Source organism: Brevundimonas sp. D3-1P (assembly GCF_055809335.1).
This window is the reverse complement of record NZ_CM147908.1, coordinates 828,964-848,169: the sequence shown is the minus strand read 5'-3', so window position 1 is coordinate 848,169 and position 19,206 is coordinate 828,964. Positions and strand designations below refer to the sequence as shown.

Genomic DNA, 19,206 nt, shown 5'->3' with positions numbered 1-19,206 from the left:
GAAAGCCTTTCGCGCGGCGACCACATTTCCTCGTGACGGCTTGCAGAAGCGCCGCTAGCGTCCCGGCCATGCGCACCGTCCTTCTCGCCTCGACCATCCTCCTGTCCGCCACCTCGGCCCAAATAGGCCAGGCATGGGCGCAGGAGACGCCCTCCGACATCCTGACGCCCGAGCGGGTGTTCTCCAGCCCCAGCCTGAACGGGCCGGTGGCCAAGGGGGTCAGTCTGTCGCCCGATGGGCAGTTGGTCGCCTTCCTGCGCTCGCGCGAGGACAATGTGGATGTGCAGGACCTGTGGGCCGCACCGACCGGTGAGGGCGAACCCTACAAGCTGATCGATGCACGGGCGCTGGTTCCCGACGCGGGCGAGCTGTCGGAGGCCGAAAAGGCGCGGCGCGAGCGGATGCGGATCAGCGCGCGGGGCGTCGTTGAATATTCATGGGATCAGCAGGGGCGCTATATCCTGGCGCCGCTGGAAGGCGACATCTTCCTGGCCAATCGCGCGGACGGCAAGGTGCGGCGTCTGACCGAGACGCGGGCCGACGAGATCGACGCCAAGGTTTCGCCCAAGGGCAGCTATGTTTCCTATGTCCGCGACCAGAACCTGGTCGTTTATGACCTAGCGAGCGGCAAAGAGACGCCGATCACCGACGACGGCGCCGGCCTGATCAGCTGGGCCACGGCCGAGTTCATCGCCCAGGAGGAGATGGACCGCGACACCGGATACTGGTGGAGCCCGGACGAACGCTACATCGCCCTGACGCGCGTGGACGAAAGCCCGGTCGATATCGTGCCGCGCTTCGAGATCACCGGCGGCGGCGCCACCATGGTCGAGCAACGCTATCCCCGCGCAGGCCGGCCCAATGCGGTGGTCGAGCTCTATGTGCGCGACCTGCACAGCGGGGCGCGGGTCAAGGTGGACCTGGGGGCCAATACCGACATCTATCTGGCGCGGGTCAACTGGTCCGGCGACGGCAAGACCCTGTATGTCCAGCGCCAGTCGCGCGACCAGAAGACTTTGGACCTGCTGAGCGTCGATCCGACGACCGGCGCCTCGCGCGTGATCCTGAGCCAGAAGGCGGCTGCCTGGGTCGATCTGAACGACGACTTCCGCGTCCTGTCGGACGGCCGGTTCATCTGGTCCAACGAAGACAGCGGCTGGCGGCACCTGTATCTGTACGACCGCAACGGGCGGCGGTTGCGGGCGATCACGCGCGGCGACTATCCCGTCAAGCATCTGGACGGAGTCAACGAACAGACGGGCGACGTCTATTTCACCGCCTCGATGCGCGACGGCAAGGAACTGCCGATCGAACAGCAGATGTTCCGCGCCAATCTGAACCGCACGGTCGATCCGGTGGCGGTGACGCCGGGCGGCGGCTGGTGGACGGTGTCGGTCAACGGGCCGGCGACGGCCTATGTCGGCAACTATTCCGATCCGCAGACGCCGCCGCAGTCGGCGCTGTACCGGATCGACGGGACGCGGGTGCGCTGGATCGAGGAGAACCGGCTGGACGCGGGCCATCCGTTCGCGCCCTACGCCTCGCGGCTGCGCACGCCCGAGTTCGGCACGATGCAGAGCCACGGCCAGACCCTGGTCTGGCGCATGACCACGCCGCCCGACTTCGACCCCTCCAAGAAATATCCGGTGGTGATGCAGGTCTATGGCGGACCGGGCACAGGCGCGGGCGTGCAGAAAAGCTGGCAGCCCCTGACCAACCAGTTGCTGACCGAGGCGGGCTATATCGTCTTCCGCTTGGACAATCGCGGCGAGGGCGACCGGTCGCAGGCGTTCGAGACCAGCATCTATCGCCGCCTGGGCATCCCCGCCGTCGAGGACCAGGCCCAGGCCGCGCAATGGCTGAAGACCCTGCCTTACGTCGATGCGGACCATATCGCGGTGATGGGCTGGAGCTTCGGCGGCTTCCTGAGCCTGCTGACCCTGACGGACAAGGACGCCGGTCTGGCGGCGGCCCTGGCGGGCGCGGCCCCGACGGAGTGGAGCCTGTACGACACCCACTACACCGAACGCTATATGTCGACGCCCCAGGCCAACCCGGAGGGTTACGCCGCGACCGACATCCTGCCGCGTCTGGACGACCTGACGGGGCGGCTTTTGATCCTGCACGGCATGGCCGACGACAACGTCATCTTCGGCAATGCGACGCGCGTGATCGACGCCCTGCAGGCCAAGAGCGCGCCGTTCGAGATGATGCTCTATCCCGGCCAGCGGCACGGCGTCCGCGGCGATCCGAGGCAACTGCAGCAATGGCGCACCTATCTGGACTTCCTGGACCGCACGATCGGCAAGCGGGCCGAACCCCAGGCGGACTGATCTCGGTCGTCGCCGCCGCGCTGGTCCTGTCGGGCTGCGCGGCGGGGCAGGGGGCCTATCCGTCTCCCGCAGCGGTGGTCCAGGCCGGGCGCGCCGCGGACGCCGCCCATGCGGTGATACGCTGGAGCGCGACTTCGCCCCATGGCGTCGGCGCCCTGTCAGGCATGCCGATCCTGTTGAAGGACAATATCGAGACGGCGGACATGCCCACGACCGCCGGATCGCTGGCGCTGGCGGCGAACGCGCCGGGGCGGGACGCGCCGCTGGCGGCGCGGTTGCGCGCCGGGGGCGCGGCCATCGTCGGCAAGACCAATCTGTCGGAATGGGCCAATATCCGCGCATCGGATTCGATCAGCGGCTGGAGCGCGGTCGGGGGGCAGACGCTGAACCCCTACGATCCGGCGCGGACGCCCTGCGGCTCGTCGTCGGGCAGCGGGGCGGCGGTGGCCCTGGGGCTGGTTCCGGTCGCCATCGGCACGGAGACGGACGGCTCGATCACCTGCCCGGCCTCGGTCAACGGCGTGGTCGGCTTCAAGCCCACGGTCGGCCTGGTGTCGCGCACCCATATCGTCCCGATCAGCCATTCACAGGACACCGCCGGGCCGATGGCGGCGACGGTGCGCGACGCCGCGCGCGTCCTGACCGTGATCGCCGGGTCCGACCCCGCCGACGCCGCCACGGTCGAGGCCGATGCGCGCAGGGTCGATTACGCCGCCGCCCTGGACGCCGGTTCGCTGAGCGGCGCGCGGATCGGGGTGATGCGGTTCCTGAAGGGCTATTCGCCCGAGACGCAGGCGGTGTTCGAACAGAATCTGAAGGCCCTGCGCGACGCCGGGGCGGTGTTGGTCGATCTGCCGGACGGACCGGACGACCAGGCCATAGGGGCGGCGGAGTTCAAGGTTCTGTTGCATGAGTTGAAGCACGACCTGAACGCTTATCTGGCCTCGACTGACCCGCAACAGGTTCGCACCCGCACCCTGGCCGACGTGATCGCGTTCAACGTCGCAGAACCGCGCGAGACGGCGCTGTTCGGCCAGGACATCTTCGAACAGGCCCAGGCGACCGGGGGTCTGGACGATCCCGACTACATCCAGGCGCGGGCGACGTCGCTTCGGCTGGCGGGACCCGAAGGGATCGACCGGCTGATGCGCCAGCATCGGCTGGCCGCCCTGATCGCGCCCACGACCTCGCGCGCCTGGACCAACGATCCCAGGGACGAGGACGACATGCTGGGGTCCGCCGGCCAGTTGGCGGCGGTCGCGGGCTATCCGCACCTGACCGTGCCGATGGGGTTCGACCGGGGGATGCCGGTGGGGCTCAGCTTCATCGGCGGCAAATGGGACGACGCGCGCATCCTTTCACTCGGCTACGCTTTCGAACAGGCGACGCAGGCGCGACGGCCGCCCACGCCGCGTCCCTGACCAGGGCGCGGCCGCCGCAGGCAGGCTTCATGGAAAAGATATTCATCCGTTTCGCCAATCGGACCGCGAAGTGGGCGGGCAATCCCTGGACCTTCGTCGGCTGCTTCGCCGTGGTCCTGCTGTGGGCGGCGAGCGGGCCGGTGTTCGGCTTCGGCGAGACCTGGCAGCTGGTCATCAACACCGGGACGACGATCGTCACATTCCTGATGGTCTTCCTGATCCAGAACACCCAGAACCGCGACGCCTGCGCCATGCACGCCAAGCTGGACGAACTGATCTATGCGGTGAACAGAGCCGACGCCCGCTTCATCGGCATCGAGCACCTGACCGAGCGCGAGCTGGACGCCATTCTGGCCGAGGTCGAGCGGCGCGCTCTGGCGGTCCACGCCGGCGAGCCTGCCGGGCCCATTCGCGGCCGGCGCGCTTCCCGCGTCGAGGAGATCGCAGCGGAACAGCCGAAGTCGGCGCGTGCGGGGCGCGCCCCGAAATGAGCGACCTGATCGCCAATGTCGTCGGCTCGGCGGCGGCCCTGTGTTCGATCACCAGCTTCGCCCCCCAGGCCGTCAAGATCTGGAAGGAACGCGACGCCTCATCGGTCAGCCTGAAGACCTATTCCCTGACCGTGACCTGTTTCGTCCTGTGGGTGGTGTACGGGGCGATGACCAAGGCCTGGCCCGTCACCATCGCCAACGCCTGCGCCCTGGTGATGGCCTCGGGCGTGCTGGTCATGAAATGGCGGTTCCGCGACGGCGATCCGGATGCGTGAGATTTGATCCTGGTCAAGGCGCAGCGAAGCGTCTTTCGGCCACTAGGCGCGCAGAGGAGCTTTCCGATGCCCGAAGCCGCCGTCCCCTTCGTCGCCGCCATCGTCGCGGCCTTCGTCTTCTTCATCGCCGCCGTCGGCGCGGCCAGCCTTTACGCGCGCGACCCCGAGGAGAAGTGACCAAGCTTTCCCCGACGTGATCTTGGCGCCCTCGCCGATGCGGGCTAACCCGTAACGACCACGTCCAACAGGGAGACGCCCCCAATGCCCGATCTCGCACAAGTCACCGAACACATCCGCGGCGCCGTCGGCGACAACTCCGGCCTCGGCAAGACCGTCAAGCTCGACCTGGGCGACCAGGGCAAGATCTTCATCGACGGCGCTTCCACGCCGAACACGGTCACGAACGAAGACAAGCCCGCCGACGCCACCGTCTCGATCAAGTGGGACGATTTCCTGGCCCTGTCGGAAGGCAAGCTGGACCCGATGATGGCCTTCATGCAGGGCAAGCTGAAGATCGCCGGCGACATGATGATCGCCCAGAAGCTGGCGCCGCTGCTGAAGCGTTGATGCCGGTCTGAGCACCGATCTGCGGCGGCGCGTCTCCTGACCGGGGGCGCGCCGTCTTCGTATCCAGCGCTCGGCAGAAGCGCGAACGAGAAAGAGGAAACGACATGGACTTCAAACATTCCGACCGCGCCCTGGACTGGCACGCCCGCGTCCGCCGCTTTCTCGACGAGCAGGTGATCCCGCGCGAGGCTGAATATTTCGCCGAGGTGCGTCAGGATCCAACCCGCCAGCCGCCGGTCATGGAGGCCATGAAGGCGGCCGCCCGCGAGGCGGGCCTCTGGAACATGTTCCTGCCGGGCAAGCATGGGGCCGGCCTGACCAATCTGGAATACGCCCCCTTGGCCGAGATGATGGGGCGGCATCTGTGGTCGGCCGAGGTGTTCAACTGCAACGCGCCCGACACCGGAAACATGGAAGTCCTGCACATGTACGGCGACGCCGCCCAGCAGGACCGCTGGCTGAAGCCGCTGATGGCCGGCGAAATCCGCTCCGCCTTCCTGATGACCGAGCCGGAGGTCGCTTCCTCGGACGCCACCAACATCCAGACCCGGATCGAGCGCGACGGCGATCATTATGTGATCAACGGCCGCAAATGGTGGTCGACCAACATGGCCCATCCGAACGTCGCCGTGACCATCGTCATGGGCAAGACCGACCCCGACGCCGCGACCCACGCCCAGCAGTCCCAGATCATCGTGCCCGTGGACACGCCCGGTTTCCGCGTCGAGCGGATGCTGTCGGTCTTCGGCTATGACGAAAAGCCCATCGGCCATGCCGAGGTGGTGCTGGAGAATGTGCGGGTGCCGGTCGAAAACCTGATCGCCGGCGAAGGGCGGGGCTTCGAGATCGCGCAGGGGCGGCTGGGGCCGGGCCGCATCCACCATTGCATGCGCGTGATCGGGGCGGCGGAACGGGCGCTGGAGCTGATGGTGACGCGGCTTCTGAACCGCACCGCCTTCAGAAAGCAGCTGGCCGAACATTCGGTGTGGGAACAGCGCGTGGCGGACGCGCGCACCAATATCGAGATGTGCCGCCTGCTGGTGCTGAAGGCCGCCTGGATGATGGACGAGGTCGGGGCCAGGAACGCCCGCTCCGAGATCGCCCAGATCAAGGTCGCAGCGCCGAAGATGGCGTTGCAGGTCATCGACGACGCGATCCAGGCCTTTGGCGGGGCGGGGGTGTCGGGCGACACGCCGCTGGCGGAAATCTACGCCGGAGTGCGCACCCTGCGCATCGCCGACGGCCCGGACGAGGTGCACAACCGCACCATCGCGCGGCTGGAATACGCCAAGCATGGCGGGCGGCCCGTTCGCTGAGGCGGTCGCAAAGTCCTTTCCGCCCAATCGGTTGGGAACCGCCGGTCCCCTCTGACGTTCGACGTTCCATGGAAAGACAGGACGCCAGGTCGGGGTCGTCGAGCGCTCTCGCACGGAACGGCTGACATGAATGCGCTCCTCCAGACGGCTCCCGGGGCGATGTCCGACGTTGCGCGCTATCGGGCCGTGCGCGCGGCCATGGTCGATCTTGCAGGCGGCCTGTCGGTCGAGGACCTTTCGGCCCAGGCCATGGCCGACTGCAGCCCCGGCAAATGGCATCTCGCGCACACCAGCTGGTTCTTCGAGGCGATGATCCTGGCCGACGACCCGGACTATCGGCCGGTCGATCCTCGCTTCCAGCAACTGTTCAACTCCTACTATGAAGCGCTGGGCCAGCGCGTGGCGCGCGACCAGCGGGGGCTCATGACCCGGCCCTCGGTCGACGAAGTCCTGGCCTATCGGCGCGAGATCGACCGGCGAATGATCGACTGGCTGGCCCGGTCGCCGTCGGGCGGCCAGCATCGCTATCTGCTGGAACTGGGCCTGAACCACGATCAGCAGCATCAGGAGCTGTTCCTGATGGATGTGCTGAACCTGATGTCGCGATCGCCGTTGGATCCCGCCGCCTATCGGGTCGAGCCGCGACGCGCGCCGCCCGAACCGGCGCGAGGCGGCATGGTCGCCTTCGACGGCGGACTGGCCCTTATCGGCCACGACGGCGCCGGCTTCGCCTTCGACAACGAAGGCCCCGCGCACAAGGTCTGGCTGGAGCCGTTCGCCCTGGCCGCCGATCTGGTGACGAACGGCGACTGGCTGCGCTTCATGGCCGACGACGCCTATGGCCGGGCGGACCTGTGGCTGGCGGACGGCTGGGCGACGGTGAAGGCCGAGGGCTGGACCGCGCCCCTGTACTGGCGCCGCGACGGCGACGTCTGGACGACGATGGGGCTGGCGGGGCGCGCGCCCGTCGATCCCGACGCGCCGGTGCGCCACATCAGCTTCTACGAGGCCGACGCCTATGCGCGCTGGGCCGGAAAACGCCTGCCGACCGAGGCGGAGTGGGAGCATGCGGCCGCGACCGATCCGGCCGCCTTCTCCAATCTGTCGGGCGAGGTATGGCAGTGGACGGCCAGCGCCTACGCCCCCTATCCGGGGTTCCAGCCCACGCCAGGGACGGCCGCCGAATACAACGGCAAGTTCATGGCCAATCAGATGGTGCTGCGCGGCGGCGCCTTCGCCACGCCGCCCGGCCATGCGCGACGGACCTATCGCAACTTCTACTATCCCCAGCAAAGGTGGGCCTTCATGGGTCTGAGACTAGCCGCAGACGCCGACGCGCCCCGGCGCGACCCGTCCCCGACGCGGGGCGACGACGCCCAGACCGCCGCCTTCCGGCGCGACATGATCCGGGGCCTGTCGCAGCCGCAGAAGGCCGTTCCGCCCAAATGGTTCTATGACGCCGAGGGTTCGCGCCTGTTCGAGGACATCACCACCCTGACGGAATACTATCCCACGCGGCAGGAAACGGCGCTGCTGCGCGAACGGGCGGGGGACCTGACCGCCGATTTCGGGCCCGGCGCCGTGCTGGTCGAGTTCGGGTCGGGCGCCAGCGAAAAGACCCGCATCCTGCTGGACGCGGCGCCGGACCTGGGGGCCTATGTGCCGCTGGATATCAGCGAAAGCGCCCTGGCGGACGCCGCCCGACGGATCGGGGCGGACTATCCCGGTCTGCGGGTCCAACCGCTGCTGGGCGATTTCGAACACCTGTCGCGCCTTCCGGACGACCTGCCTCGGGGGCGTCGGATCGGCTTCTTCCCCGGTTCGACCATCGGCAATCTGGAACCGGACGAGGCCGTGCGGTTCCTGGCCGCCGCGCGGCGGATGCTGGGGGAGGGGAGTCTGTTCATCCTGGGAACCGATATGGTCAAGGACGCCGGCGTCCTGGTCGCCGCCTATGACGACGCCCGAGGCGTGACGGCGGCCTTCAACAAGAATCTGCTGGCCCGCGCCAACGCCGAGCTGCACGCCGATTTCGACCTGGACGCCTTTGCGCACCAGGCGGTGTGGAACCCGGAGACATCGCGAATGGAGATGCATCTTCGCGCGATCGCCCCGACCACGGCCCGCATCGACGGCCGCACCTTCCGTTTCCTGGAGGGCGAGACGATCCACACCGAAAGCTCGCGCAAGTTCACGCCCGAGACGATCCGGTCGATGGCCGAGGCGGCGGGATGGTCGGTGTCGCGCATCGACGTCTCGCCCGAACCCAGCGTGGCCTTGTCGCTGTTCCGAGGCTGACAGCCCCGTTCCGGGACCGACATGAGCCGACATAAGAAAGGGGCGGCCCATGCGATGGGCCGCCCCTGAATCGGTTGCGTCAGGATCGGCTGGGACGTGAAGCCGCCTAGGCCGGCTTCTCCGCCGGATCCTTTTTCGCGCCGTGCGAAGCCTCGCCGCCTTTGCGGCCGGCTTGGGCGGCGAGGCTGCGATCCTGTGAGAAGCTGCGCTTCTCGCTAGGTACGCTGGCGCCGCCCTTGCGGGCGATTTCGCGCTGACGTTCCGGGTCCATGGAAGCGAAGCCTCGCTTGGAAACGCCGGAGGGTCGGGTGGGTTGGCTGTCCATCGGTGTTCCTTTCAGTATCGCCGTTGCGCTTGCTGAAGTGAACCCAGTGACTCGGTGACGGTTCCGTTCGGAACCCTGTTTTACTGTCACGGCTCTGAGCATCTCCGCACGGCTCGATTCGCCCCGTCAACCATACGGTCGGGAATCCCCTTCATCGCCGCCGCCGGGCTCCAGCGGGGGAAGCTCGTCGGGCGTGTCGGAGGGCTGGATTTCCGGTTCGGGCGGCGGAGCGGGCGGGATTTCAGGCTGCGGCGCGCCGGCCGGCGTCGGTTCGATATAGGTCATGGCGTTTTCCTTTCGACGGAGGAACAACGCCTGGCGCGCGGCCGCGTTCGACCTTGCGCGCCTTCATGCCGCAGGGGCGGGCGGCCGCGGCGGAACCTGCGCGCGCCCTGCTGGTTTCTTGACCGAACCCGGAGATCGACATGACCCAGAGCCCCATCGCCGCCCCGACCCCCGACGACATCGTCGTCGAAGACGACGGCCTGACCCAGCGGCTGGACCGAGAGGCCGACGCCATATTGGCCTCGGGAGAGGATGAGGGCTCGGTCGCCTCCATTCGCCAGGCCGTCAAGGACGACGCCGAGCGGGTGCGCCAGAAGGTCGCGGACCAGATCGACGACGCCCGCGAGGGCATACGCGACGAACCGATCCGCATGACCCTCTATGCGCTGGGCCTTGGCGTGATCATCGGCATGATGCTGCGTCGCTGAGACTCAGGCGGGTCCGGTCGGCTCGCGCCGGATCGGCGCGCGACCAAGCGCGGCGTCGGACACGAACGGGTTGGTGCGCCGTTCCTCGCCAAAGGTCGAGATCGGCCCGTGGCCCGGCACGAAGGTCACGTCGTCGCCCATCGGCCACAGCTTTTCCACCACCGACCGGATCAGGGCCGGCGGGTCGCTCATCGGAAAGTCGGTGCGCCCCACCGATCCCTTGAACAGCACGTCGCCGACCTGGGCGAATCGCGCCGCGCGGTTGAAGAAGACCACGTGACCGGGCGTGTGGCCGGGACAATGCCGCACCTCCCATCGGGTTTCGCCCAGGCTGACGACATCGCCATCCTCAAGCCAGCGGTCGGGTGCGAAGGGGCGGGCGTCGGGAAGGCCGTACATGCGGCCGCTTTCCACGATCCGGTCGATCCAGAACTGATCCGCGTTGTGCGGCCCGACGATGGGCGCGCCGGTTTTCTCCTGCATTTCGGCGGCCCCGCCCGCGTGGTCCAGGTGCCCGTGGGTGATCCAGATCTGGTCCAGCGTCAGGCCGCGCCGCGCCGCCTCGTCCACGATCGCATCCACCGAACCGCCGGGATCGACGACCGCGGCCTTTTTGGTTACGGCGCACCATACCGTCGTGCAGTTCTGCTGAAGCGGGGTGACGGGCGTGACGAAGACGCCGATGGGAGGGGCCGACTGGTTCATCGCGACAACATAGGGCGGCCCCATGCGCGAAACCACAGGTCAGGATCACGCTCGCGTTGACCTTTGGGGCCCTTCTCGACATAAGGGCGGGCTTCGAGGCGCCGCTGCTGCCCATGACCGGGCGGGGCGGCCTTCTTGCTTTATCCATTCCGCGCCCGCCGTGTCCCACGGCCATGCGCCCCAGAGCGTCAGAAGTCCCGACCATGCAAGTCGTCGAAAAGTCGAACGAAGGCCTGAGCCGCGTGATCGCGGTCACTATTCCCGTCGCGGAGCTGAACGAGAAGCTCGACGCCCGCGTCAAGGAAGTCGCCCCGCAGGTGAAGCTGAAGGGCTTCCGTCCGGGCAAGGTGCCGGTCGCCCACGTCAAGAAGACCTTCGGCCGCGAATTCATGGGCGAGATCATCAACGCCGAGCTGAACGAAACCAGCCAGAAGGCCCTGGACGAAGCCAAGATTCGCCCCGCCGCCCCGGCCGAGATGAAGCTGACCTCCGACATGGACAAGGTCATCGCCGGTCAGGAAGACCTGGCCTATGAAATGGCGCTGGAGATCATGCCGGAGTTCGAGCCGGTCGATCCCAAGACCCTGAAGCTGGAACGCCCGACCTATGAAGCGTCGGACGCCGATCTGGACGAGGCCCTCAAGGAACTGGCCGGTCAGGCCAAGACCTACGAGGACAAGAAGGGCAAGAGCGTCAAGGCCGCCGAGGGCGACCAGCTGACGATCGACTTCCTGGGCAAGCTGGACGGCGAGCCCTTCGAAGGCGGCGCCGCCGAGGACGCGGACCTGGTGATCGGCTCGGGCCGCTTCATCCCCGGCTTCGAGGAGCAGCTGACCGGCGCCAAGGTCGGCGAGGAAAAGACCATCGAAGTCACCTTCCCCGAGAATTATCAGGCCGCCCATCTGGCCGGCAAGAAGGCCACCTTCGACATCAAGGTGAAGGCCATCAAGGCCGAGGCCGAATCCAAGATCGACGACGATTTCGCCACCCGCATCGGCCTGGAATCGCTGGACAAGCTGAAGGAGCTGCTGAAGTCCAACCTGGACCAGCAGTACGCCGGCGCCGCCCGCTTCAAGCTGAAGCGCGCCCTGCTCGACCAGTTGGACGAGGCCCACGACTTCCCGCTGCCGCCCAAGATGGTGGAGGCCGAGTTCGACGGCATCTGGCAACAGGTCGAGGCCGACAAGGCCGCCGGCCGCCTGCCCGAGGAAGACGCCAAGAAGTCCGACGAGGACCTGAAGGCCGAATACCGCAAGATCGCCGAGCGCCGCGTGCGCCTGGGTCTGGTCCTGGCCGAGATCGGCCGCGCCAACAACGTCCAGGTCACGGACCAGGAACTGAACGCCGCCCTGCTCCAGGAAGCCCGCAACTATCCGGGCCAGGAGCAGGCCGTCCTGAACTTCTACCGCCAGAACCCCAACGCCGCCGCCCAGATGCGCGCCCCGATCTACGAAGAAAAGGTCGTCGACCTGATCGTCGGCGTCGCCGACGTGACCGACAAGCCGATCACCAAGGAAGAGCTGCTGAAGGACGAGGAAGAAGGCTGATCCCTGGCGGATTACAATCGTTTAACTGGCGGTTGCGCTGTCTTCTTCTGTAAGGCTTCAAGGGTCCGCGATGCGGGCCCTTTTTGCTTTCCGAGGCTGAATCTCATGTCCCTGTCTGGCGCGTTTCTGGCCGCTTTTCTCGTATCCGGCGCCCAGGCTCAGGACCCTGTCCCCACGGCCCCGCCTGTGGACCTCGAGGACATCACGGTCGAGGGCCGTTCGACGCGGCAGGCTGCGCGCCAATTCGTTGAGCGCGTCGCGGCGGCCCCGGCCGGCGCTCGATTGGGACGATGGAACACGCCGATCTGCGTCAGCGTAGCCAATATGAAAGCGCCCTACGGCCAGATGCTGGCCGATCGCATAGGCGACATCGCGGACGACCTTGGAATAAGCGTCGGAGCGCCCGGTTGTTCGCCAAATGTCCTGGTGATCGCCGCCGACGACGGCCCGGCCGTCGCGTCCGCCTTGGTCGAAGGTTGGCGTCGTAGATTCCGACCGCCGATCGACAACACCAATATGGGTCTTGCTGCGCTGGATCGATTCAAGACCAGCGAAGCGCCCGTGCGCTGGTGGCATATCTCATTGCCTGTATCCGCAGATACAGGGCGACTCGCGGCGCGCGTCGCTGGGGAGGATCCACCGACCATCGCCTCCCGAAACGTCAGCCGAATGCGGTCGCCACTTCGTTACGATCTTAGCTCGGCGACGGTCGTCATCGACATGACCAAGGCCAATGGGGTCCTTCTGCCGGCCCTGCTGGACTACACGGCGATGGTGGTGCTCGCGCAGGTCGATCCGCGGTCCGACTATTCGGATCAGCCGACCATCCTGAACCTGTTCAACGCGCCTGAGGGCGTGACGGGAATGACGGACTGGGACTTCGCCTATCTGCATGCTCTGTACGAGGCGGAGCCCGATCGCGCTTCGGCGCGCGCGCAGGAAGCGGCGGTCTCGGACCGACTGGAATCCAGACGCCGCCGCGCCGCCTCTGGGCCAGAAGAGTCTCCAGCGGACTGACCCGGTGCTTGCATACGCAGACATCGAACGCGATATGCTGAATGCAAGCCGCCGCATCGACTGTGGCCGCAGGTGACAACGACGAAAAGGCCTCCATGCGCGATCCGATCGAACTGATGAATATGAACCTCGTCCCGATGGTGGTGGAGCAATCCAGCCGCGGCGAGCGCTCCTTCGACATTTTCTCGCGCCTGTTGCGCGAGCGGATCATCTTCCTGACGGGGCCGTTCGAGGACGGCATGGCGTCGTTGATCTGCGCCCAGCTGCTGTTCCTGGAATCGGAAAATCCGAAGAAGGAAATCTCCATGTACATCAACAGCCCCGGCGGTCAGGTGACGTCGGCGCTGGCGATCTACGACACCATGCAATACATCAAGTCGCCGGTCTCGACCGTGGTTATGGGGATGGCCGCCTCGGCCGGCTCGCTGATCCTGACGGCCGGCGCCGCGGGCCAGCGGATCGCCCTGCCGAATGCGCGGGTCATGGTTCACCAGCCGTCGGGCGGGTTCCGGGGGCAGGCGTCGGACATCGAACTGCACGCAGCCGACATCCGCTACACCAAGCGCCGCCTGAACGAGATCTACGTCCACCATACCGGCCGCACCTACGAGGAGGTCGAGAAGACGCTGGATCGCGACCACTTCATGTCGGCCGAGGAAGCCAAGGCCTGGGGCATCGTCGACCATGTCTATGACCGCCGCGAACAGGCCGACGCCGACGGGGAGAAGACTCCCGGCCACTGACCCGGCCGAATCGGACACGGCAAGGGCGCGCCCATCGCGGCGCGCCCTTTTCATTCGTGCTATCGGAACCCTCATGCAGCTCACGCGAGATCAGACCGGCCGGATCGAGGTCGATGGCGAGACCTATGTGTGGGAGCTGCGCCGCCAGCCCCGGCCCGTCGGCGGCAATGTCTGGGAAGGCATGGCCGTGTCTTTGCGCCACGCCGACTACAGGCGCGAGGCCATCGTGCAATTCCCGGCGCCCTTGCGCCCGAACGGCCGTCCCGATGTCGAGAAACAGCGCGTCAACGTCGATGCGGTCAAGACCGCCGTCGCCTCCATCATCGCGGCCGGCTGGGACCCCGCCACGCGCGGCAAGCCGATGGTGTTCGACGTCGACGCCGACGGCAACTGAGGGTCAGGGCTTTTCGCGAAACACGCGAAAGCCGGCCTCCTGGGCCATCTCCAGCATTTCCGCGTCGCCCGAGGTGTCGCCGTAGGCGGCGGCCAGGGTCATGGCGTCGCCATAGGCCGCCTTCAGCCGCCGCACCTTTTCCGCGCCGCGACAGTTGGGGCCGGCGAATGCGCCGGTGACGCGGTCGTCCGCGTCGAACACGAATTCGGTGCCCAGCAGGGCCTCGGCGCCCAGCCGAGCGGCGAAGGGGGCGACCGTGACCGTGGGCGAGGCGGTCACGATGGCGCGAAAGGCTCCGCGCCGGCCCCAGTCGTCCCAGACCTTGAGCGCGTCCGGCCGCATGAAGCGGGGCCAGGCCTGGTCGGCGAACCGCGCCGCCTCCACTTCCAGCGTACGGCGATCCAACCCGCGCAGGAACTCGCGCACCGAGGCCGCCTTGATTCGTCCGCGGTCCCGGTCGCGGGCATAGGCCGCCAGCGCCGGCGCCAGCTTGACCAGGCCCAGCGCCCAGCCGCCCGGTCCGGCGCGCCAGCGCAGAAACTCGGTGAAGCTGTCGCGAATCGTCAGCGTGCCGTCGAAATCGAAGGCTACGATCGGCTGGCCGGGGCGCGGGGACTGGCGCCGCGCGCCCGGATTTCCCATGTCAGACATTCGCCTTGATCCCCGTCGACACTGGCCCATCCACGTTGTGCGACCATCCCCCATCGCCTTCGGGGTTGTCGTGGAACGTGTGATGGGTGATTGTCATTTTTTGAAGACCTTCGCATCCAGTGTGCTGGAATCAATGTGGAGGAAGCGCGTTGCGGCCCATTTCGGTTCGCGCCGCGGGAGTGAGATAAGGGTCTATGACCAAAGCAGCCGGCTCTGACGCCAAAAGCACCCTGTACTGCTCGTTCTGTGGAAAGAGCCAGCACGAGGTCCGCAAACTGATCGCGGGCCCGACCGTGTTCATCTGCGACGAGTGCGTCGAACTGTGCATGGACATCATCCGCGAAGAGCACAAGATCGGCTTCAAGAAGACGACCGACGGCGTGCCTTCGCCCAAGGAAATCCGCGATGTCCTGGACGACTATGTCATCGGCCAGGCTCACGCCAAGAAGGTGCTGTCGGTCGCGGTGCACAACCACTACAAGCGCCTGAACCACGCGACGAAGAACAACGACGTCGAACTGGCCAAGTCCAACATCATGCTGATCGGGCCAACCGGCTCGGGCAAGACGCTGCTGGCCCAGACGCTGGCGCGCATCATCGACGTACCCTTCACCATGGCCGACGCCACCACCCTGACCGAGGCCGGCTATGTGGGCGAGGATGTCGAGAACATCATTCTGAAGCTGCTGCAGGCGTCGGACTACAATGTCGAGCGGGCCCAGCGCGGCATCGTCTATATCGACGAGATCGACAAGATCAGCCGCAAGTCCGACAATCCGTCGATCACCCGCGACGTCTCGGGCGAGGGCGTGCAGCAGGCCCTGCTGAAGATCATGGAAGGCACCGTCGCCTCCGTGCCGCCCCAGGGCGGGCGCAAGCATCCGCAGCAGGAGTTTCTGCAGGTCGACACCGCCAACATCCTGTTCATCGTCGGCGGCGCCTTCGCCGGGCTGGAGAAGGTGATCTCGGCGCGGGGGGCCGGCGCCTCCATCGGTTTCGGCGCCCAGGTCAAGGAGATCGACGAACGCCGGACGGGCGACATCCTCAAGGGCGTCGAGCCGGACGACCTGATGCGTTTCGGCCTGATCCCCGAGTTCATCGGCCGTCTGCCGGTCCTGGCGACGCTGGAAGACCTGGACGAGGCGGCCCTGGTCACGATCCTGACCGAGCCGAAGAACGCCCTGGTCAAACAGTACAAGCGCCTGTTCGAGATGGAGAATGTCGAACTGACCTTCACCGACGACGCCCTGATCGCCGTCGCCAAAAAGGCCATCACCCGCAAGACCGGCGCGCGCGGTCTGCGGTCGATCCTGGAAGGCATACTGCTGGAGACCATGTTCGAACTGCCGACCTTCGAGGGCGTCGAGGAGGTGGTGGTCAACGCCGAAGTCATCGACGGCAAGGCCCAGCCCCTGCTGATCTACTCCGAAGCCTCCAAGAAGAAGGCCGACGGCGCCGCCTGACGGACGATCGCCGCATGAAGACAAGGGCCGGGGAGGGCGACTTCCCCGGCCTTTTTCGCGCCAGTCCAATCCACATCGTCTCTTTCCCACAACGTGGGGAGGGGGGACAGGTTGAGCGGCTCTTGACGTCCCACAGGCGCCCGCGATGCGGCGCAGGGCCCCTCCGTCCTCGTCATCCTCGGCACAAGGCCGAGGATGACGGATTCTGAGAGGCGCTCCGCCCAGCCCTCCATCCCACTTCGCAGCCGTCCGGCGCGGGGAGAAACGCGCATGTCCGGCCCCGAAAACACTCTGCGGCCACGCAGATGTGGGCCGTTCGCCCGCCACGCTTGAACCGCGGGTCTTTCAAACCACATACTCATCCGAACGCCGTCGGAATCGACGGGTCGTCACGCGCTGGCCGGGCCTGTCGTCCGGGCGACCGTGACGGCGGGCCGGAGATACGCAATGGCCCGGGAGTATGTGCATCATGACTGAACCCAAGATCCTGCCCGTCCTGCCGCTCAGGGACATCGTCGTCTTCCCGCACATGGTGGTGCCGCTGTTTGTCGGCCGCGAGAAGTCGGTGAAGGCCCTCGACGAGATCATGAAGGGCGACAAGCAGATCCTTCTGGCCACCCAGAAGAACAGCATCGACGACGATCCGTCGCCCGAAGCCATCTATCCCGTCGGCGTGCTGGCCTCGGTGCTGCAACTGCTGAAACTGCCCGACGGCACGGTGAAGGTGCTGGTCGAGGGCAAGAGCCGCGCGCGCCTGACGCGCTTCACCGACCGCGAGGACTATTTCGAGGCCGAGGCCGTCGAGATCGAGGACGAGCCGGGCGAGGCCTCGCAGGCCGAGGCCATGCTGCGGGCCGTGGTCGAGCAGTTCGAGAACTATGTGAAGCTGAACAAGAAGGTGCCGCCCGAGGCCCTCAGCTCCATTCCCCAGATCGCCGACGCCTCCAAACTGGCGGACTCGGTCGCGGCCCATCTGTCTGTCAAGATCGCCGACAAGCAGGGCCTGCTTGAAACCTTCGAGGTGCCCAAGCGGCTCGAGAAGGTCTACGGCCTGATGGAGGGCGAGATTTCCGTCCTCCAGGTCGAGAAGAAGATCCGCTCGCGCGTGAAGCGCCAGATGGAGAAGACCCAGCGCGAATATTATCTGAACGAGCAGATGAAGGCGATCCAGCGCGAGCTGGGCGAGACCGACGACGCGCGTGACGAGATCATGGACCTGGAGAAGCGCATCCGTAAGACGCGCCTGTCCAAGGAAGCGCGCACCAAGGCCGAGGCCGAGGTCAAGAAGCTGCGCAACATGAGCCCGATGTCGGCCGAATCGACCGTTGTCCGCAACTATCTCGACTGGCTGCTGTCCGTGCCGTGGGGCAAGGCCAAGCAGAAGCCGATCGACCTGGCGCGCGCCGAGGACATCCTGGAAGAGGATCATTTCGGCCTGGAGAAGGTCAAGGAACGGATCATCGAATACCTGGCGGTCCAGGCCCGCACCGGCAGCCTGAAGGGGCCGATCCTGTGCCTTGTCGGCCCTCCCGGCGTCGGCAAGACCTCGCTGGCCAAGTCCATCGCCAAGGCGACCGGGCGCGAATACGTCCGCATGTCGCTGGGCGGCGTGCGCGATGAATCGGAAATCCGCGGCCACCGCCGGACCTATATCGGCTCCATGCCCGGCAAGATCATCCAGTCGATGAAGAAGGCCAAGACCACCAACGCCTTCGTCCTGCTGGACGAGATCGACAAGCTGGGCGCCGACTGGCGCGGCGACCCGTCCTCGGCCCTGCTGGAGGTGCTGGACCCGGCCCAGAACTCGACCTTCGGCGACCACTATCTGGAGGTGGACTACGACCTGTCCCAAGTGATGTTCGTGACGACCGCGAACAGCCTGAACATGCCGCAGCCGCTGATGGACCGGATGGAGATCATCCGCGTGTCCGGCTACACCGAGGACGAGAAGGTCGAGATCGCCAAGCGCCACGTCCTTCCCAAGCAACTCAAGGACCATGGTCTGAAGGACGGCGAACTGATCGTGCCGGACGACACGATACGCGACCTGATCCGCTACTACACCCGCGAGGCCGGGGTGCGGTCGCTGGAGCGCGCCCTGGGCGGACTGGCCCGCAAGGCCGTGCGCGAGATGGCCAAGACGGGCGTCAAGACTATCATGGTCGATGAAGCCAAGCTGGCCGACTATGCGGGCGTCAAGAAGTTCCGCTATGGCGAGACCGACGAGGAGGATCAGGTCGGGATCGTCACCGGCCTGGCCTGGACCGAGTTCGGCGGCGACATCCTGACCATCGAGGCGATCAAGATGCCCGGTCGGGGCCGCATGACCGTGACCGGCAATCTTAAGGACGTGATGAAGGAGTCGATCTCGGCGGCGGCCTCCTATGTGCGGTCGCGGGCCCTGGCCTTCGGCGTCAAGCCGCCGGTGTTCGAGAAGACCGACATTCACGTCCACGTGCCGGACGGCGCCACACCCAAGGACGGCCCGTCCGCAGGCGTCGCCATGACGGTGGCCATGGTCTCGGTCCTGACGGGCGTGCCGATCAGGAAGGACATCGCCATGACCGGCGAGATCACCCTGCGCGGTCGCGTCACCGCCATCGGCGGCCTGAAGGAGAAGCTGCTCGCGGCCTTGCGCTCCGGCGTCAAGACCGTGCTGATCCCGCAGGAGAACGAGAAGGACCTGGCCGATGTGCCCGACAATGTGAAGTCGGCGCTGGAGATCGTGCCGATCTCCACGGCGGACGAGGCGCTGAAATGGGCGCTGGTCGGCACGTTGACCCCGGTCGAATGGGACGAGGCGGCCGAACCGCTGCCGACCCCCGTTCCGCCCCTGGACGGGCCGGCCGCCACGGTCAGCCACTGACCGTCGCCTGACCCACCACGCCGCCGGCGATCAGCCGGCGGCGTTTTGGTTTTTGACGCAACCGCCGATCTGCCCTTTACT

The 19,206-nt window shown here is 66.7% G+C and carries 18 protein-coding genes; 14 read left to right on the top strand and 4 right to left on the bottom strand.

Going from position 1 to position 19,206, the window contains the following annotated elements:
• Positions 1-68 precede the first annotated feature (68 nt).
• The 7 genes from AC0L6G_RS04270 to egtB all read left to right on the top strand — a co-directional run bounded on the left by AC0L6G_RS04270 (position 69) and on the right by egtB (position 8,701).
• Positions 69-2,333, top strand: coding sequence for a S9 family peptidase (locus AC0L6G_RS04270; protein ID WP_293827114.1), 2,265 nt, complete (start codon positions 69-71; stop codon positions 2,331-2,333).
• Positions 2,267-3,754: an amidase gene (locus AC0L6G_RS04265; protein ID WP_293827116.1), complete on the top strand. Its 1,488-nt coding sequence runs from the start codon at positions 2,267-2,269 to the stop codon at positions 3,752-3,754. The genes AC0L6G_RS04270 and AC0L6G_RS04265 overlap by 67 nt, the downstream gene beginning before the upstream one ends.
• A 29-nt stretch (positions 3,755-3,783) precedes the next feature.
• Complete coding sequence (locus tag AC0L6G_RS04260; protein WP_291535251.1) at positions 3,784-4,245, top strand: low affinity iron permease family protein; 462 nt, start codon at positions 3,784-3,786, stop codon at positions 4,243-4,245.
• A complete protein-coding gene (locus AC0L6G_RS04255; protein ID WP_291535249.1) occupies positions 4,242-4,520 on the top strand; it encodes a SemiSWEET family sugar transporter in 279 nt (92 codons plus the stop codon). Before AC0L6G_RS04260 ends, AC0L6G_RS04255 begins: the two co-directional genes overlap by 4 nt.
• A gap of 261 nt (positions 4,521-4,781) precedes the next feature.
• Positions 4,782-5,087 (top strand): SCP2 sterol-binding domain-containing protein, encoded by a 306-nt coding sequence (locus AC0L6G_RS04250; RefSeq protein WP_291535247.1) that lies wholly within the window; start codon positions 4,782-4,784, stop codon positions 5,085-5,087.
• 104 nt (positions 5,088-5,191) lie between these two features.
• Positions 5,192-6,403, top strand: a complete 1,212-nt coding sequence (locus tag AC0L6G_RS04245; protein ID WP_293827117.1) for an acyl-CoA dehydrogenase family protein — start codon at positions 5,192-5,194, stop codon at positions 6,401-6,403.
• A 159-nt stretch (positions 6,404-6,562) separates the two neighbouring features.
• Complete coding sequence (egtB, locus tag AC0L6G_RS04240) at positions 6,563-8,701, top strand: ergothioneine biosynthesis protein EgtB (protein WP_473252918.1); 2,139 nt, start codon at positions 6,563-6,565, stop codon at positions 8,699-8,701.
• A 106-nt stretch (positions 8,702-8,807) separates the two neighbouring features.
• On the opposite strand, the gene AC0L6G_RS04235 is transcribed toward egtB, so the two are convergent.
• Both AC0L6G_RS04235 and AC0L6G_RS04230 read right to left on the bottom strand, forming a co-directional pair.
• Positions 8,808-9,026: a con-10 family general stress protein gene (locus AC0L6G_RS04235; protein WP_291535242.1), complete on the bottom strand. Its 219-nt coding sequence runs from the start codon at positions 9,024-9,026 to the stop codon at positions 8,808-8,810.
• A gap of 126 nt (positions 9,027-9,152) precedes the next feature.
• Complete coding sequence (locus tag AC0L6G_RS04230) at positions 9,153-9,311, bottom strand: hypothetical protein (RefSeq protein ID WP_167400472.1); 159 nt, start codon at positions 9,309-9,311, stop codon at positions 9,153-9,155.
• A gap of 140 nt (positions 9,312-9,451) precedes the next feature.
• Here AC0L6G_RS04230 and AC0L6G_RS04225 point away from each other — a divergent pair, with 140 nt between their 5' ends.
• The gene (locus AC0L6G_RS04225; RefSeq protein WP_473252916.1) at positions 9,452-9,739 is read left to right on the top strand and encodes a hypothetical protein; all 288 of its coding nucleotides are present in this window, start codon (positions 9,452-9,454) and stop codon (positions 9,737-9,739) included.
• Between the two features lie 3 nt (positions 9,740-9,742).
• Here the strand turns inward: AC0L6G_RS04225 and AC0L6G_RS04220 are convergent, their stop codons facing one another.
• The gene (locus AC0L6G_RS04220) at positions 9,743-10,444 is read right to left on the bottom strand and encodes an MBL fold metallo-hydrolase (protein WP_473253212.1); all 702 of its coding nucleotides are present in this window, start codon (positions 10,442-10,444) and stop codon (positions 9,743-9,745) included.
• A gap of 203 nt (positions 10,445-10,647) precedes the next feature.
• On the opposite strand from AC0L6G_RS04220, the gene tig reads away from it, so the two are divergent.
• The 4 genes from tig (at position 10,648) to AC0L6G_RS04200 (ending at position 14,145) form a co-directional block, all read left to right on the top strand.
• Positions 10,648-11,991, top strand: a complete 1,344-nt coding sequence (gene tig, locus AC0L6G_RS04215) for a trigger factor (RefSeq protein ID WP_473252914.1) — start codon at positions 10,648-10,650, stop codon at positions 11,989-11,991.
• Between the two features lie 105 nt (positions 11,992-12,096).
• On the top strand, positions 12,097-13,008 hold the full coding sequence (locus AC0L6G_RS04210) for a hypothetical protein (protein ID WP_293827122.1): 912 nt from the start codon (positions 12,097-12,099) through the stop codon (positions 13,006-13,008).
• Positions 13,009-13,103: 95 nt separating this feature from the next.
• On the top strand, positions 13,104-13,751 hold the full coding sequence (locus AC0L6G_RS04205) for an ATP-dependent Clp protease proteolytic subunit (protein ID WP_473253211.1): 648 nt from the start codon (positions 13,104-13,106) through the stop codon (positions 13,749-13,751).
• Between the two features lie 73 nt (positions 13,752-13,824).
• Positions 13,825-14,145, top strand: coding sequence for a hypothetical protein (locus tag AC0L6G_RS04200; protein ID WP_150823965.1), 321 nt, complete (start codon positions 13,825-13,827; stop codon positions 14,143-14,145).
• A 3-nt stretch (positions 14,146-14,148) separates the two neighbouring features.
• Here AC0L6G_RS04200 and AC0L6G_RS04195 read toward each other — a convergent pair whose 3' ends face one another.
• Complete coding sequence (locus AC0L6G_RS04195) at positions 14,149-14,796, bottom strand: HAD-IB family hydrolase (protein WP_293827123.1); 648 nt, start codon at positions 14,794-14,796, stop codon at positions 14,149-14,151.
• 194 nt (positions 14,797-14,990) lie between these two features.
• On the opposite strand from AC0L6G_RS04195, the gene clpX reads away from it, so the two are divergent.
• On the top strand, positions 14,991-16,259 hold the full coding sequence (gene clpX / locus AC0L6G_RS04190; protein WP_150823963.1) for an ATP-dependent Clp protease ATP-binding subunit ClpX: 1,269 nt from the start codon (positions 14,991-14,993) through the stop codon (positions 16,257-16,259).
• A 469-nt stretch (positions 16,260-16,728) separates the two neighbouring features.
• Positions 16,729-19,125 carry an endopeptidase La gene (lon, locus tag AC0L6G_RS04185; RefSeq protein WP_293827124.1) on the top strand — a complete coding sequence of 799 codons (2,397 nt, stop codon included), beginning with the start codon at positions 16,729-16,731 and terminating at the stop codon, positions 19,123-19,125.
• The last annotated feature ends 81 nt before the right edge of the window (positions 19,126-19,206 follow it).

Coding starts and splice junctions, on each gene's coding strand:
- AC0L6G_RS04270 (WP_293827114.1), top strand. CDS start 69: ATGCGCACCGTCCTTCTCGCCTCGACCATCCTCCTGTCCGCCACCTCG.
- AC0L6G_RS04265 (WP_293827116.1), top strand. CDS start 2,267: ATGGCGCACCTATCTGGACTTCCTGGACCGCACGATCGGCAAGCGGGC.
- AC0L6G_RS04260 (WP_291535251.1), top strand. CDS start 3,784: ATGGAAAAGATATTCATCCGTTTCGCCAATCGGACCGCGAAGTGGGCG.
- AC0L6G_RS04255 (WP_291535249.1), top strand. CDS start 4,242: ATGAGCGACCTGATCGCCAATGTCGTCGGCTCGGCGGCGGCCCTGTGT.
- AC0L6G_RS04250 (WP_291535247.1), top strand. CDS start 4,782: ATGCCCGATCTCGCACAAGTCACCGAACACATCCGCGGCGCCGTCGGC.
- AC0L6G_RS04245 (WP_293827117.1), top strand. CDS start 5,192: ATGGACTTCAAACATTCCGACCGCGCCCTGGACTGGCACGCCCGCGTC.
- egtB (WP_473252918.1), top strand. CDS start 6,563: ATGTCCGACGTTGCGCGCTATCGGGCCGTGCGCGCGGCCATGGTCGAT.
- AC0L6G_RS04235 (WP_291535242.1), bottom strand. CDS start 9,026: ATGGACAGCCAACCCACCCGACCCTCCGGCGTTTCCAAGCGAGGCTTC.
- AC0L6G_RS04230 (WP_167400472.1), bottom strand. CDS start 9,311: ATGACCTATATCGAACCGACGCCGGCCGGCGCGCCGCAGCCTGAAATC.
- AC0L6G_RS04225 (WP_473252916.1), top strand. CDS start 9,452: ATGACCCAGAGCCCCATCGCCGCCCCGACCCCCGACGACATCGTCGTC.
- AC0L6G_RS04220 (WP_473253212.1), bottom strand. CDS start 10,444: ATGAACCAGTCGGCCCCTCCCATCGGCGTCTTCGTCACGCCCGTCACC.
- tig (WP_473252914.1), top strand. CDS start 10,648: ATGCAAGTCGTCGAAAAGTCGAACGAAGGCCTGAGCCGCGTGATCGCG.
- AC0L6G_RS04210 (WP_293827122.1), top strand. CDS start 12,097: ATGTCCCTGTCTGGCGCGTTTCTGGCCGCTTTTCTCGTATCCGGCGCC.
- AC0L6G_RS04205 (WP_473253211.1), top strand. CDS start 13,104: ATGCGCGATCCGATCGAACTGATGAATATGAACCTCGTCCCGATGGTG.
- AC0L6G_RS04200 (WP_150823965.1), top strand. CDS start 13,825: ATGCAGCTCACGCGAGATCAGACCGGCCGGATCGAGGTCGATGGCGAG.
- AC0L6G_RS04195 (WP_293827123.1), bottom strand. CDS start 14,796: ATGTCTGACATGGGAAATCCGGGCGCGCGGCGCCAGTCCCCGCGCCCC.
- clpX (WP_150823963.1), top strand. CDS start 14,991: ATGACCAAAGCAGCCGGCTCTGACGCCAAAAGCACCCTGTACTGCTCG.
- lon (WP_293827124.1), top strand. CDS start 16,729: ATGACTGAACCCAAGATCCTGCCCGTCCTGCCGCTCAGGGACATCGTC.